This window comes from Pseudomonas sp. AD21 (genome assembly GCF_002878485.1).
GTDB lineage: Bacteria > Pseudomonadota > Gammaproteobacteria > Pseudomonadales > Pseudomonadaceae > Aquipseudomonas.
In genome coordinates this window covers 1-14,794 of sequence record NZ_NQYG01000060.1, presented here as the reverse complement: position 1 = coordinate 14,794, position 14,794 = coordinate 1, and the positions used below count along the sequence as shown (strand labels likewise).

The following is a 14,794-nucleotide window of genomic DNA, read 5'->3' as shown; positions in this document are numbered from 1 at the left end:
CTGAAATTCGCGCGACATGCTTACTTTTTCTTGCGTACGTACAGCACCAGATTGTGATCTACCAGATCAACACCGTGCTCCTCGGCAATTGCCTTCTGGAGCTTTTCGATTTCCGGGCTGACGAATTCGACGACTTCACCGGTTTCCACGTTGACCATATGGTCGTGGTGGCCACCGTCGGCCAATTCGAATACCGCGTGGCCACCGTCGAAGTTGTGACGGACCACGAGGCCAGCGGCTTCGAACTGGGTCAGAACACGGTAAACCGTGGCCAGACCGACGTCCTCGCCAGCTTCCATCAACGCCTTGTAGACGTCCTCGGCACTCATGTGACGCTGCTCGGTAGAGTCGAGCATTTGCAGGATCTTGACCCGTGGCAGGGTCACTTTGAGGCCGGCTTTGCGTAGTTCGCTATTTTCAACCATGGTCAGCTTTCTCGCGATGCTGCTTCGCAGCTTCTCTTAATGCGGGTATGATCGGCGTTTACGTTGTCCCAGCCAAGATAGTGGAAGTCGCCCACCGATGCAAAACACCAAGCTCTTGCTAACCAGTTTCACCTTTGTGGGACTGCTCGCACTCGCCGGTTGTTCATTCCCCGGGGTTTACAAAATCGACATCCAGCAGGGCAATGTCGTCACGCAGGACATGATAGACCAGTTACGCCCGGGAATGACCCGTCGGCAAGTACGGTTTATCATGGGTAACCCTCTGCTGACCGACACGTTCCATGCCGATCGCTGGGATTATCTGTACAGCCTGCAACCTGGCGGCGGTGAACGCCAACAGGAACGCATGAGTGTTATTTTCAACTCCAACGACCAGCTTGTCAGCCTGTCCGGTGACTTCATGCCGGGCGTAAGCCGTGACGAAGCCATTCTGGGCAAGGACAGTGGCACCAGCGTGACCGCGCCTGCTACCGAGAACGCCGAGAAGCCGAAGCCGGAACAACCAGCCAAACCAGGTTCCTTGCTGGATCAGATCCAGAAGGACGTGGACGGTGTTGAAACCGTTCCGGTTCCGACGCCTGAGCCACTGGACACCTCGCCGCAATAATTTGCGACGCAATAAAAAACCCGGAAATTCCGGGTTTTTTATTGCCTGCGATTTGACCAACTACTGATTTCGCGCTTTGGCCTCGGCAGCCTTGGCCGCCCGCAAGCGTCGCACCTCTTTCGGATCTGCCAGCAATGGCCGGTAGATCTCGATGCGCTCCCCCGCCTGAATCGGGCGAATCTGTGGATCAGCAACCACTTTGCCGAAGATCCCCAGCGGGCACCCACTCAAGTCCAGCTCCGGGAACTCAGCGCCAATTCCGGACTTCAGCGCAGCCTCACGCACTGTCGTACCCTCAGGCACGCTGACAGTGCGCAAAACCTGACGATCTACGGCGGCATGCACCACCTCGATCTCGATCACCGACTCAACCATGCATCTGTTTGGCGCGCTGGCAAAACGCATCCACCAGTGTATTCGCCGCCTGATTGAACAACGGCCCGAGGGTCGCACGCACTATCGGACCGGCGTAATCGAACGACAGGTCGAGACTGATCTTGCAGGCCTTTTCACCCAGCGGCTTGAACACCCAGACGCCGTGCAACTGATTGAACGGACCTTCTTCCAGATTCATTTCAATCGACTGCCCCGGCACCAGCGTATTGCGCGTGACGAAATGCTGGCTAAGCCCCCCCTTGGCCACGCCAACGCTGGCGCGCATGTGCTCAGGCGAGCTTTCCAGCACCTCGGCAGACGAACACCAAGGAAGGAACTCCGGGTAACGCGCCACGTCGTTGACCAGGTCATAAAGAAATTGCGCCGGATATGGCAGCAGCGCTGATCGTTGAATGTGTGTCGTCATGTAAGCGTCACTTCCAGAGCTGGGTGGCAAACACTACAAGAATGCCGATGGGCGCCACATAGCGCATCAAGAACAAGGACAGGGTAAACAGCAGCGGATTACGGATCGACAATTCGTCGCGCACCGCATCACGTCCCATCACCCAACCGGCAAACAGCACGAAGCACAAGCCACCGAGCGGCAACATGATCCGCGAGGTGAAGAAGTCGATCACACCGAAGAAGTCCAGACCGCCCGCCGCACCCCATTGGTAGAGATGGAACAGCCCGCCTTCGTTCACGAAAAATTTGGCTTCCTTCCAGATATTGAAGGAAAACACCGTGCCCAGACCGACGAACCAACAGATGAAGGCCAGCCAGAACGTCACCCAGCCGCGGCTGATTTTGGTGCGCTCAACCAGATAGGCGACCATCGGCTCAAGCAGGGAAATTGCCGAACTCCAAGCGGCAATCGCCACCAGAACGAAGAACACCACCCCCATCAACTGGCCGAAAACCACGTTACCGAAGGCAAATGGCAGGCTGACGAACATCAGGCCCGGGCCTTCGCTAGGGTTCAGACCGCCGGCAAACACGATCGGGAACAACGCCAGACCCGCCACCAGCGATACAAAGGTATCGAGCAACGCCACACCCACCACGGTGCCGGACAGCGAGGCCTCCTTGGTCATGTACGCGCCGTAGATCATGATCGAGCCGACGCCCACGCTCAGCGAAAAGAACGCGTGCCCCATGGCAGGCAGCAAGCCATCGAGGACTTTTTCCGGGTGGAAATCGAACATGAAGTGCACACCTTCCATGAAATGCCCGGTGGTCATGCTGTAACCCAGCAACACCAGCACCATCACGAACAGCAGCGGCATCATGATTCGCAGGCTGCGTTCAAGCCCGGCAACCACGCCTTTGGCAATCACCACGGCCGACAGCAGCATGAAAACTGTGTGCCAAAGTGTCAGGCGCCAAGGGTCGGAGATGACATTGCCGAAATAAGCGCCGACCTGCTCCGCCGTGGCACCCTGGAAGTCTCCACGCCCCATGTCGATGATGTAATCCAGCGACCAGCCGCCGACCACACTGTAGAAAGACAGGATCAGCAGTGCCGTGATCATCCCGGCAAAAGCTCCCCACGACCACTTGCCCGAATGCCCGGCCTCCAGCGCCAGCACCTTCAAGGCGTTCGCCGGACTCTGCCGTGCACGCCGGCCAATCAGGGTTTCAGCCAGCATGACCGGGACCCCGATCAGGGCGATGCAGGCCAGAAACATCAGCACGAAGGCGCCGCCACCGTAGACCCCGACCATGTAGGGGAACTTCCAGATGCTGCCCAGTCCCACGGCCGAACCGGTCGCGGCGAATATGAAAACCCAGCGGCTAGCCCAACTGCCGTGGACAGAAACCTTGTCTGTCGACATCGAATATCACGCCCAAGCATCAGAAAAAGAGGCCGCATTGTCCGGGATTCACTCAACCTGCTCAAGCACGCAGCATCACCGTAGCCGAGGACCGTTTATCTCCATATAATGCCGCCCCTATGGCTAAACAGAAGAAACACCCAACAGGGACCATCGCGCAGAACAAAAAGGCGCGACACGATTACTTCATCGAACATCGGTTCGAGGCTGGTCTGGTCCTGGCCGGCTGGGAAGTAAAAAGTCTGCGGGCAAGCAAGCTGCAACTGGTCGACAGTTACGTGCTGCTCAAGGATGGCGAAGCCTGGCTGCTGGGCAGTCACATCACGCCGTTGATGACCGCCAGCACCCACGTCATCGCCGACCCGACCCGCACCCGCAAACTGCTGCTCAACAAACGCGAGCTGGAAAAACTCGCCACTGCCGTGCAACAGAAAGGCTACGCCTGCGTCTGCCTGTCCTTCTACTGGAGCAAGCACATGGTCAAGTGCGAGATTGCTCTGGGCAAGGGCAAGAAGGAATACGACAAGCGTGACACCGAGCGCGAACGCGACGCCGGTCGTGAGCTGCAACGCGCCGTGCGCAACAAGGGCAAGGAAGAATAATTTTTCCTGCCTTTAAAGCGTATTCGCAAGCAGGTCGAAACGTCGCACCGTCGCTCCCACCTTGGAATGCATTTCAAATGTGGGAGCGAGCCTGTTCGCGAAAACTATCGCAGCATCAACACACAAACAACTGATCACATCCCCTTGCGCCGCTCCGCCCGGGCCACGCGCTGAACCTCTTGGCGCACTTCCTCCAGCACTTCCTGCACATACAGAATGTGCCGGCTGGAAACTTCTCGCGCCTGTTCCGCACGCCCCTCGACAATCGCCAGGTACAGCTCCCGGTGCTGAGAAATCAGCATGTCGCGAGTTTCCGTACGCTGCTTGTACATGCCGCCAATGTTCGTCACCACGTTGCGCTTGAGCAGATCGAACAGCCCGCGAATGGTGTGCAGCAGCACCGCATTGTGGCTGGCTTCGGCGATCGCCAGATGAAACTTCGCATCCGCCGCGCCTTCCTCCACCCGACTCACTTCGTCATGCCGCGTATAGCAATCCTGCAGCTCGTTGAACGCTACAGTCAGACGCTCGCGATCCACATCGGTAGCGCGCAATGCTGCGTAATAGGCGCACGATGCCTCCAAAGTGTGCCGAAACTCCAGTAAGTCGCGCTGCGCCTCCGGATTGCTCTCAAGCAGCAGTAGCAGCGGATCGCTGAAGGTCGAACCGAGGGTTTCCACCACATAGTTGCCACCGCCCTGGCGACTGACCAGCAAGCCCTTGGCCGCCAGCTTCTGAATCGCTTCGCGCAATGACGGACGCGATACGCCGAACTGCTCGGCCAGCGCTCGCTCAGCCGGAAGCCGCTCACCGGACTTCAGCGTGCCCTCGAGGATCATCCCCTCGAGTCGCTCGACAATATCGTCAGACAAACGGCGCTGACGAATCTGATCAAACCCCATAACTCATTTCTCCACGATCCCGACCGCTCGCCGGGCTCTCTATTCTGGCCTATCAGCGCCCCGTCGACACCTGCCAGACAGCATTTACCCGAGCGGATCAGATGTCATCTACACCGCTCATTCGACAAAAGTTTCAGGGCGACAAATTGACACACCGATATCAAGGCTTTTACCCTAGCCAACAGCGATTGTAAATTGGTATTACCAATTAACCAAGAACGCTGACAGTGCCTGACCAACAACAATTAGGGGCCACCCCATATGCAAACCTGGCAACAGTTCTATACCCCGCTCGGCAGTCTCGGCGTCTCCGCACTTGCGGCCGTCATTCCTATCGTTTTCTTCTTTCTCGCTCTGGCGGTGTTCCGCCTCAAGGGGCATGTGGCCGGCAGCATCACGCTGGCCCTGTCGATCGCCGTAGCGATTTTCGCCTTCCACATGCCAGTCGACATGGCCTTCGCCGCCGCCGGATACGGCTTTGCCTACGGCCTGTGGCCGATTGCCTGGATCATTGTTGCAGCGGTATTCCTCTACAAACTGACGGTCAAGAGTGGTCAGTTCGAGGTCATTCGCAGCTCGGTGCTGTCGATCACTGACGACCAACGTCTGCAGGTGTTGCTGATCGGTTTCTGCTTCGGCGCGTTCCTGGAAGGTGCCGCCGGCTTCGGCGCGCCGGTAGCGATTACCGCTGCGCTGCTGGTCGGCCTCGGGTTCAACCCGCTGTACGCCGCCGGCCTGTGCCTGATTGCCAACACCGCGCCGGTGGCGTTCGGCGCCCTCGGCATTCCAATCATTGTTGCCGGGCAAGTTACCGGCATCGACGCGTTCAAGATCGGCGCCATGACCGGCCGCCAACTGCCACTGCTGTCGCTGTTCGTGCCGTTCTGGCTGGTGTTCATGATGGACGGCCTGCGCGGTGTGCGTGAAACCTGGCCGGCAGCGCTGGTCGCCGGCCTGAGCTTCGCCGTGACCCAGTACTTCACCTCGAACTTCATCGGCCCGGAACTGCCGGACATCACTTCGGCCTTGGCCAGCCTGATTTCCCTGACCCTGTTCCTCAAAGTCTGGCAGCCAAAACGTACCGCAGGCGCGCAAATCGCCGGCGCCACGTCGAGTGCAGCAATCACCGCCAGCGTCGGCGGCTTCGGCCAGAAGCGCACGACCGTGGCATCGCCCTACGGCCTCTGGGAAATTTTCATTGCCTGGTCGCCGTTCCTGATCCTCACCGTGCTGGTAACTATCTGGACCCTCAAGCCCTTCAAGGCGATGTTCGCCGCCGGCGGTTCGATGTACGCCTGGGTGTTCAACTTTGCGATCCCGCACCTTGATCAACTGGTGATCAAGACCGCTCCGATCGTCGCGACACCAACTGCCATACCGGCCGTGTTCAAACTCGACCCGATTTCCGCGACCGGCACAGCGATTTTCTTCTCGGCGCTGATCTCGATGCTGGTACTGAAGATCAATTTCAGAATTGGTCTGACCACATTGAAAGAGACCTTCTACGAACTGCGCTGGCCTATTCTGTCGATCGGCATGGTGCTGGCCTTCGCCTTCGTCACCAACTACTCGGGCATGTCCTCGACCATGGCCCTGGTACTGGCGGCCACTGGCGCGGCGTTCCCATTCTTCTCACCGTTCCTTGGCTGGCTGGGCGTGTTCCTCACCGGCTCGGATACTTCGTCCAACGCCCTGTTCAGTTCACTGCAAGCCACCACTGCCCACCAGATCGGCGTCAACGACACCCTGTTGGTGGCGGCCAATACCAGCGGCGGCGTGACCGGCAAGATGATCTCGCCACAATCGATCGCCGTGGCCTGCGCTGCGACCGGCCTGGTGGGCAAGGAATCGGATCTGTTCCGCTTCACCCTCAAGCACAGCCTATTCTTTGCCACGATCGTCGGCCTGATCACTTTGGCTCAGGCCTACTGGTTCACCGGCATGCTGGTGCACTAAACCTACAAACAACACGGAAAAAACCGACGCCGGTTCGTGATGCCGGCGTCAGCAATTCACACCCGGTCTGTAAGGCTGCTGAAAGCCACACGCTCTATATTCAGCTGCCTCAACGGACGGATAACCGGGACCACCCGGAGACACGCCTGATGAGCGAGCTTTTTTACAACGCTGTGCCAAACGCGACCCGCGTTGCACCGCCACTGCCCGAACCTCGGCAGTACCCCAGCGAGAAACCGTCGCGGGTTTACCTTTTCGGGACGTGCGTGGTTGACCTTTTCTACCCCGAAGCCGGGATGGACGCGATCCACTTGCTGGAGCGTGAAGGGATCACGGTCGAGTACCCGCAAGGGCAGAGCTGCTGCGGGCAACCGGCCTACACCTCGGGTTACACCGAGCAGGCGCGGACGGTTGCGCGCTCGCAACTGGCGCTGTTTGCCGGGGATTATCCGGTGGTGGTGCCGTCGGGTTCTTGCGCGGGCATGCTGCGCGAGCATTACGCCGACTTGTTCAAGGACGAGCCGCAAACGTTGAAACAGGTTCAGGCCCTTGCGGCCCGCACCTATGAACTGGCCGAGTTCCTGCTGTTCGTCTGCAAGGTGCAGTTCAAGGACAGCGGCGAGCCGGTCAAAGTCGCGCTGCACACCTCGTGTTCGGCACGGCGTGAAATGAACACCCACCTGCACGGCCGCGAGTTGTTGGCGCAGTTGAGCAACGTGGAGCGGGTCAACCACGATCACGAAAGCGAATGCTGTGGCTTCGGTGGGACATTCAGCGTCCGAATGCCAGATATTTCCGGCGCGATGGTGGCTGACAAGACCAAAGCGTTGAAGGACTCCGGCGCACATAAGGTGTTGAGCGCCGACTGTGGCTGTTTGATGAACATCAACGGCGCATTGGAGAAACAAAAAGAAGCGCTGCGCGGGCAACATCTCGCCAGCTTTCTGTGGCAACGAACCGGAGGTGCGCAATGAGCACTTCCGCGATTATTCCTACGGTCGCCGTAGAAGAAGATTTCCGCACCCGGGCGCACAACGCTCTGGGCGATGCGCAGTTACGGAACAACTTCCGCACTGCCATGGATTCACTGATGACCAAGCGGGCAGCGGCTTTCAGCGATGCCCACGAAAGAGAACATTTGCGTGCCCTGGGCAACTCGATCAGGGCCCGCGCGCTCTCCAAGTTGCCCGACCTGCTCGAGCAACTGGAACAGAACCTGACCCGCAACGGTGTGACAGTGCACTGGGCGGAAACGGTGGACGAGGCCAATGGCATCGTCTTGTCGATCATCCGCGCTCACGAGGCGCGGCAAGTGATCAAGGGCAAATCGATGGTCAGCGAAGAGATGGAGATGAACCATTTCCTCGAGGCTCAAGGTGTTGAATGCCTGGAGTCCGACATGGGGGAATACATCGTCCAGCTCGACCACGAGAAGCCTTCACACATCATTATGCCGGCGATCCACAAGAATGCCGGTCAGGTCGCGTCCTTGTTCCACGACAAACTTGGCGTGGAATACACCAAGGACGTTGACCAACTCATTCAGATCGGTCGCAGCGTCCTGCGGCAGAAGTTCTTCGAAGCGGACATCGGCGTCTCCGGTGTCAACTTCGCCGTCGCCGAAACCGGCACCCTGCTGCTGGTGGAAAACGAAGGCAACGGGCGCATGACCACCACCGTGCCACCGGTGCACATCGCCGTCACCGGCATCGAAAAAGTCGTGGAAAACCTGCGCGACGTGGTGCCGCTGCTGTCGCTGCTGACCCGTTCGGCGCTGGGCATTCCGATCACCACCTACGTCAACATGATCTCCGGCCCGCGCAAGGAGCATGAACTCGACGGCCCGCAGGAAGTGCATCTGGTGCTGCTCGACAACGGTCGCAGCCAAGCCTTTGCTGACAGCGAGCTGCGCCAGACCCTCAACTGCATCCGCTGCGGCGCCTGCATGAATCATTGCCCGGTCTACACCCGCGTCGGTGGTCACACCTACGGCGAGGTTTACCCGGGGCCGATCGGCAAAATCATCACCCCGCACATGGTCGGCCTGGCGAAAGTCCCTGATCACCCGAGCGCTTCGTCGCTGTGCGGTGCCTGCGGTGAAGTGTGCCCGGTGAAAATTCCGATCCCGGCAATTCTGCGCCGATTGCGCGAAGAGAACGTCAAAGCCCCGGACGCGCCGCATCAAGTGATGCGCGGCCAGGGCAGCAAGTATTCGCGCAAGGAACGTTTCATCTGGAACGCCTGGGCGAAACTCAACAGCTCGCCGACCCTGTATCGACTGTTCGGCTTCTTCGCCACGCGCCTGCGTGCACTGACGCCAAACAATGTCGGCCCGTGGACGCAAAACCATAGCGCACCGAAACCCGCCGCCCGCTCACTGCACGACATGGCCCGCGAGCATCTGGCCAAACAGGGAGACCGCTGATGAGCGCCAAGCAAAATATCCTCGCCAAACTGCGCAACAGTCTGACCGGCGCCACACCGATTGCCGACGACTTCGACGTCGATCTGGTGACGCAGCCTTACACCTACAGCGCCGAGCAACGCATCCCGCAACTGCGCAAACTGATGGAAGCGGTGCACACCGAGATCCATCTGACGACTGGCGCAGACTGGCCGGCGTTGCTCGCGCAATTGCTGCGTGACCGTCAGTTGCCGAGTCTGCTGATCGCACCGACTACGCCCCACGGTCAACGCATCACACAACACTGGGCGAACCATCCTGATCTGCCGGCACTGAAATCCTACGAGCGGCCGATGGAGGAGTGGAAAGCCGAGCTGTTCAACGACACCCCGGCCAGCATCACCGGCACCCTCGGCGCCATCGCTGCGACCGGCAGCCTGATCCTCTGGCCAACCCGCGAAGAACCGCGGTTGATGAGCCTGGTGCCACCGGTGCATTTCGCCCTGCTCAAGGCCAGCGAAATCCGTGACAACTTCTATCAGGTGCAACAGGAATTCGAGTGGGCCCAAGGCATGCCGACCAACGCACTGTTGGTGTCCGGCCCGTCGAAAACCGCCGACATTGAACAAGTGTTGGCCTACGGCGCCCACGGCCCGAAAGACCTGGTGGTGCTGATCCTGGAGGACCAATGACGTTACCGGCGACTTTTCTGCGAGATGCGCAACAACTGATCCCGGCCGAGCGCCGTTTTGATGACCCGTTGTCGACCCTGGCCTTCGGCACCGATGCCAGTTTCTATCGGCTGATTCCCAAACTGGTGATCCGCGTCGAGTCCGAAAACGAGGTGGTGGCGCTGCTGAAACTGGCCCAGCGCGATCAAGTCCCGGTAACCTTCCGCGCCGCCGGCACCAGCCTTTCCGGGCAAGCGATCAGCGATTCGGTGCTAATCGTGCTGGGGGATAACTGGAACGCCCGCGAGATTCGCGGCCAGGGCACGCAGATTCGCCTGCAGCCGGGCGTCATCGGTGCACAGGCCAACGCGTGGCTGGCACCGTTCGGACGCAAGATCGGCCCGGACCCGGCGTCGATCAACGCCTGCAAGATCGGCGGCATCGTCGCCAACAACGCCAGCGGCATGTGCTGCGGCACCGCGCAAAATACCTATCACACGCTGGCCGGGATTCGTCTGGTGCTGGCCGACGGTACGCGCCTCGATACCGAAGACACCGCCAGCGTCGCCGCGTTTCGCGAAAGCCACAGCGAACTGCTGGAGCGCCTGGCGACGTTGGGCCGCGAGACCCGCGCCAACGCCGAACTGGCCGCCAGAATTCGCCACAAATACCGTCTGAAAAATACCACTGGCCTGTCGCTCAATGCTTTGGTGGATTTCGACGAGCCTGTGGATATCTTGAGCCACCTGCTGGTCGGCTCTGAAGGCACCCTCGGCTTCATCAGCGCGGTGACCTACGACACAGTGATCGATCACCCGAACAAGGCCTCGGCACTGATCGTGTTCCCGGATGTGGAAACCTGCTGCAACGCGGTCACCGTGCTGAAAAGCCAACCGGTGTCGGCGGTAGAGTTGCTCGATCGGCGCAGCCTGCGCTCAGTGCAGGACAAACCCGGCATGCCGGATTTCGTACAGCACCTGTCGAACAATGCCTGCGCCCTGCTGATCGAATCCCGCGCAGCCTCTTCCTCTTTGCTGCAGGAGCAACTGGCACAGATCATGGCGTCGCTCGCCAGTTTTCCGGTGGAAAAACAGGTCGACTTCACCGAAGACCCCGCCGAGAACGCCAAGCTCTGGGCGATCCGCAAAGACACCTTCCCCGCCGTCGGCGCTGTGCGTAAAACCGGTACCACGGTGATCATCGAAGACGTGACCTTCCCGGTCGAACAACTGGCCATCGGTGTGAACCGCTTGATCGAGCTGTTCGACAAACATTCCTACGATGAGGCGATTCTTTTCGGACACGCATTGGAAGGCAATCTGCACTTCGTCTTCACCCAAGGCTTCAACAACCCGGAAGAAGTCGCACGCTATCAAGCGTTCATGGACGACGTTGCACAACTGGTGGCAGTGGAGTTTGGCGGATCGTTGAAGGCTGAGCACGGCACCGGCCGCAACATGGCGCCGTTCGTGGAACTGGAATGGGGCAGCGACGCCTATCAACTGATGTGGCAGCTCAAACGCCTGCTCGATCCGAACGGCATTCTCAACCCTGACGTGGTGCTCAGCGAGGATCCGCAGATCCACCTCAAGCACCTGAAACCGCTGCCGGCAGCCGACGAGATTGTCGACAAATGCATCGAATGCGGCTTCTGCGAGCCGGTTTGCCCCTCCAAAGGCCTGACCCTCAGCCCACGCCAGCGCATCGTGATCTGGCGTGACATTCAGGCGAAGAAACGCGCGGGTGTCGATACCACCGAGCTGGAAAAAGCCTACGAGTACCAAGGCATCGAAACCTGTGCGGCCACCGGGCTGTGCGCGCAGCGTTGCCCTGTCGGCATCAACACCGGTGAGCTGGTGAAAAAGCTCCGCGCCCGTCACGCCACGCATCAGAAAACCGCGGACTGGATCGAAGGAAATTTCGCCAAGACCCTGCAAGGAGCACGCTTCACCCTGCACGTGGCCAACGGCGCACGGATGCTGCTCGGCGCACCGCGCCTGGCGAAGCTTTCCGCGACCCTGACGCGTTTGTCCAAAGGTCAGGTGCCGCTATGGACCAACGCGATGCCGCAACCGGAAAAAGCTATGCGTTTCAGCCCGAGCGTTTCCGACAACCGTCCGCGCGTGGTGTATCTGGCAGCGTGCGTATCGCGGGTCATGGGCCCGGCGGCGGGAGACAAGGAGCAAATGTCGCTCTACGACAAAACCCGTGGCCTGCTGGAAAAGGCCGGTTACCAAGTGGTCTTCCCGGAGAACCAGGACAACCTCTGCTGCGGTCAGCCCTTCGCCTCGAAAGGCTACGCCGAGCAAGCCGAACACAAACGTCAGGAACTGATCAGCGCATTGCTCCACGCCAGTCGTGGCGGGCTCGATCCGATCTATTGCGACACCAGCCCATGCACCTTGCGCCTGGTGCAGGACGTGGGAGATGCGCGCCTGGACCTGTACGACCCGGTGCGCTTCATCCGTACGCACCTTCTCGATCGCCTGGACTTCACGCCGCAGGACGCACCGATTGCGGTCCACGTGACGTGCAGCACGCAACATCTTGGCGAGAGCCAGGCGCTGATCGATCTGGCGCGCAAATGCAGCAAGACCGTGGTCATCCCCGAAGGCATTCACTGCTGCGGGTTCGCCGGTGACAAGGGCTTCACCACACCGGAGCTGAACAGCCATTCGCTGCGCACCCTCAAGGATGCGGTGCAGCATTGCAGCGAGGGGATTTCCACCAGCCGCACCTGTGAGATCGGCCTGACGCAACACGGCGGCATCGACTATCACGGGCTGGTCTATCTGGTGGATCGGGTGACCCGGGCCAAGGCCAGCTGAAGAAAAATAGAACCCTTGCGCGCGACCGTAGTCCACAGAACAGGCCCCGAAAATCGGGGCTTTTCCTCCACTCGGTTGCCCGTCCTGACGGCCAGCGAAGTCTGGATCCCTCAGTTCAAGGAGATACACATGAAACGTTCTGTACTGTTAGGTCTGTTCGTTACTGCCTCGATGCTGGCCTCCACCTCGTTCGCCGCCGGCAAACCTGCCGACCTGTGCGATGCCAATATCCAGACCATCAACAATGCCAAGGGCCAACTGGCCTCGTCGCCAGAACTGAGTCAGCGTGCTGAGGCCAGCGTGAGCAAGGCACAGGCGCTCAAAGCCCAGGGCAAGATCGATGACTGCGTAGCGGAAACCCAGCAAACCATCCTCGAATTGCGCAAAGCCAGCGGCACCAACAACTGATCAAGGCCTCGGCCAACCTTCGGGTTGGCCTTGCCGGCCGTTTGGCGTACACTGCACAGGCTTGTTGCCTCACATGATGTACGAGGCAATGAGTTCGGGGCCGATTAGGATTCGACGCCGGTGACGAAACTTTAGGTGCATGCCGACTTGGTAACAGAAGTCGTAAATCCACTGTTGCAACTACTTATAGTTGCCAATGACGACCAATACGGTGTTGCTCTCGCTGCTTAATTGCAGCTGACAATGCTCCTGGTACCTTCGGGTCCAGCAATCATCAGGGGATGTCTGTAAACCCAAAATGATTGTCATATAGAACAGAATCGCCGTGCAGTACGTTGTGGACGAAGCGGCTAAAACTTACACAACTCGCCCAAAGCACCCTGCCCGTCGGGTCGCTGAGGGTTAACTTAATAGACACGGCTACGCATGTAGTACCGACAGCGGAGCACTGGCGGACGGGGGTTCAAATCCCCCCGGCTCCACCACTTCATCATCTAAAGACGTCCACGGACGTCTTTTTTTGTGCCTGAAATCCAGTGAATACGGGGGTTTCAGCTCTTTTTTGGGCTTTGGAGGATTTCTGAGTTCCAGGCGCTTTGGTATCCCAGGTGGTATCCCGGACTACCAAATGCTATTTTCAGGATACCAAAACGGTGCTGGAGGTAGCCCCATGCCTACTAACGCAACCCGCCTCTCCGATCGCCAGCTCAAGGCAGTCAAGGCAACTGGTAAAGACTTCGTCCTCAGCGACGGCGATGGCTTGCAGCTTCGAGTACGCGCGAGCGGCTCGATGATGTGGAATTTCAATTACCGCGAGCCGTTGACCAGAAGCCGTATCAACATGGCGCTTGGTCCATACCCCGACCTCTCGTTAGCCAACGCCCGCAAGAAAGCCGCAGAGGCGCGTGAGTTGCTTGCTTTGGGCACTGATCCCAAAACCCAGCGTGATGAGGTAAGGCAAGCCAAACTTGCTGAGACTGAACACACGTTCGAGAAGGTGGCCACTGCCTGGTTCGAGCTGAAGAAAGACTCCGTAACCAAAGCCTACGCCGAAGACATTTGGAGATCGCTGACGCTTCATGTTTTCCCAAGTGGATTTAACACTAACGCTTCGCCTACTCGTTAAAGGCCCAGACCAGCACCACGTCCCCGCAGCCACTCCTTCCGGTCGCGATAGTCGGGCAGCACTGTTGGCGACGACGCCGAATTGCCCTATGTGCCGAGGCAGACTGCCCCGTCTCCAAACCTGCACAATTCAGCACAGACTAGAATTCGCGAGAAATCAGACTGGTTCAGTTAAATCTCGGCAACTGGGTTAATTCGGCGTCGGCGCCAACAAGCAGCCTTTACTCGCATAACTCAATAGGGCCCGGTTGCATCATTATCGTCTATGAGTGTCTCATCGCCATTATGCGCAAGAAGTTGCGCACTTTTTTCTCGAAAACGCCCTTAAACATCGCTAAACGCCAACCCCGTCGTGGCCTCCAGCCGAGTGCGCAAGAAGTTGCGCAGTACTGCGCAACTTCTTGCGCACTTTGTGGAGTGTTTTCCCTTGAAAATCACTCAAGCGATCGAAAAACATCGGCCATCCCCCGGTTTACCTGGCCTTCACCTTTTCTGGCACGGACATTGATAACAGTCATGCACCCACCGGGCGATTTCGCCTCTAGGGCACCCTAAATTTTTAGCAAGGAGCACATCCATGGCTACACCAGCGTACATGTCCGTCACTGGCGAAAAACAAGGCCTGATCACTG

At 58.9% G+C, this 14,794-nt stretch carries 13 protein-coding genes, 1 other RNA gene and 1 pseudogene; 10 read left to right on the top strand and 5 right to left on the bottom strand.

Annotation, left to right across the window (positions count from 1 at the left end; all coding sequences use genetic code 11):
* Positions 1–20: 20 nt before the first annotated feature.
* The gene (gene fur / locus PseAD21_RS24210) at positions 21–425 is read right to left on the bottom strand and encodes a ferric iron uptake transcriptional regulator (protein WP_003221515.1); all 405 of its coding nucleotides are present in this window, start codon (positions 423–425) and stop codon (positions 21–23) included.
* Between the two features lie 97 nt (positions 426–522).
* On the opposite strand from fur, the gene PseAD21_RS24205 reads away from it, so the two are divergent.
* On the top strand, positions 523–1,053 hold the full coding sequence (locus tag PseAD21_RS24205) for an outer membrane protein assembly factor BamE (RefSeq protein ID WP_102358335.1): 531 nt from the start codon (positions 523–525) through the stop codon (positions 1,051–1,053).
* 60 nt (positions 1,054–1,113) lie between these two features.
* Here PseAD21_RS24205 and PseAD21_RS24200 read toward each other — a convergent pair whose 3' ends face one another.
* The 3 genes from PseAD21_RS24200 to PseAD21_RS24190 are packed head-to-tail and all read right to left on the bottom strand — an operon-like array spanning position 1,114 to position 3,266.
* Positions 1,114–1,428, bottom strand: coding sequence for an RnfH family protein (locus PseAD21_RS24200; protein WP_102358334.1), 315 nt, complete (start codon positions 1,426–1,428; stop codon positions 1,114–1,116).
* A complete protein-coding gene (locus PseAD21_RS24195; protein WP_025110465.1) occupies positions 1,421–1,855 on the bottom strand; it encodes a type II toxin-antitoxin system RatA family toxin in 435 nt (144 codons plus the stop codon). The genes PseAD21_RS24200 and PseAD21_RS24195 overlap by 8 nt, the downstream gene beginning before the upstream one ends.
* A gap of 7 nt (positions 1,856–1,862) precedes the next feature.
* On the bottom strand, positions 1,863–3,266 hold the full coding sequence (locus PseAD21_RS24190) for a sodium-dependent transporter (RefSeq protein ID WP_102358332.1): 1,404 nt from the start codon (positions 3,264–3,266) through the stop codon (positions 1,863–1,865).
* A 119-nt stretch (positions 3,267–3,385) separates the two neighbouring features.
* Between PseAD21_RS24190 and smpB the strand changes: the two genes are divergently transcribed.
* Positions 3,386–3,868: an SsrA-binding protein SmpB gene (gene smpB / locus PseAD21_RS24185; RefSeq protein WP_102358331.1), complete on the top strand. Its 483-nt coding sequence runs from the start codon at positions 3,386–3,388 to the stop codon at positions 3,866–3,868.
* Between the two features lie 134 nt (positions 3,869–4,002).
* Here smpB and PseAD21_RS24180 read toward each other — a convergent pair whose 3' ends face one another.
* Positions 4,003–4,770, bottom strand: a complete 768-nt coding sequence (locus PseAD21_RS24180; protein ID WP_102358329.1) for a GntR family transcriptional regulator — start codon at positions 4,768–4,770, stop codon at positions 4,003–4,005.
* A gap of 261 nt (positions 4,771–5,031) precedes the next feature.
* Here PseAD21_RS24180 and PseAD21_RS24175 point away from each other — a divergent pair, with 261 nt between their 5' ends.
* The 8 genes and pseudogenes from PseAD21_RS24175 to PseAD21_RS24140 all read left to right on the top strand — a co-directional run.
* A complete protein-coding gene (locus tag PseAD21_RS24175; protein ID WP_102358328.1) occupies positions 5,032–6,726 on the top strand; it encodes a lactate permease LctP family transporter in 1,695 nt (564 codons plus the stop codon).
* Between the two features lie 149 nt (positions 6,727–6,875).
* Positions 6,876–7,700 carry a (Fe-S)-binding protein gene (locus tag PseAD21_RS24170; RefSeq protein WP_102358326.1) on the top strand — a complete coding sequence of 275 codons (825 nt, stop codon included), beginning with the start codon at positions 6,876–6,878 and terminating at the stop codon, positions 7,698–7,700.
* Entirely contained in the window at positions 7,697–9,151 is a 1,455-nt protein-coding gene (locus PseAD21_RS24165; RefSeq protein ID WP_102358325.1) for a LutB/LldF family L-lactate oxidation iron-sulfur protein, read from the top strand. Before PseAD21_RS24170 ends, PseAD21_RS24165 begins: the two co-directional genes overlap by 4 nt.
* Positions 9,151–9,822 (top strand): lactate utilization protein, encoded by a 672-nt coding sequence (locus PseAD21_RS24160; protein ID WP_102358323.1) that lies wholly within the window; start codon positions 9,151–9,153, stop codon positions 9,820–9,822. The genes PseAD21_RS24165 and PseAD21_RS24160 overlap by 1 nt, the downstream gene beginning before the upstream one ends.
* On the top strand, positions 9,819–12,629 hold the full coding sequence (locus PseAD21_RS24155) for an FAD-binding and (Fe-S)-binding domain-containing protein (RefSeq protein ID WP_102358322.1): 2,811 nt from the start codon (positions 9,819–9,821) through the stop codon (positions 12,627–12,629). The genes PseAD21_RS24160 and PseAD21_RS24155 overlap by 4 nt, the downstream gene beginning before the upstream one ends.
* A 129-nt stretch (positions 12,630–12,758) precedes the next feature.
* Positions 12,759–13,037, top strand: coding sequence for a hypothetical protein (locus tag PseAD21_RS24150; RefSeq protein ID WP_102358320.1), 279 nt, complete (start codon positions 12,759–12,761; stop codon positions 13,035–13,037).
* Between the two features lie 96 nt (positions 13,038–13,133).
* Positions 13,134–13,522, top strand: a transfer-messenger RNA (tmRNA) gene (ssrA, locus tag PseAD21_RS24145).
* Positions 13,523–13,707: 185 nt separating this feature from the next.
* Positions 13,708–14,130, top strand: a pseudogene (locus PseAD21_RS24140) (integrase arm-type DNA-binding domain-containing protein); the annotation flags it as partial.
* Positions 14,131–14,794 lie beyond the last annotated feature (664 nt).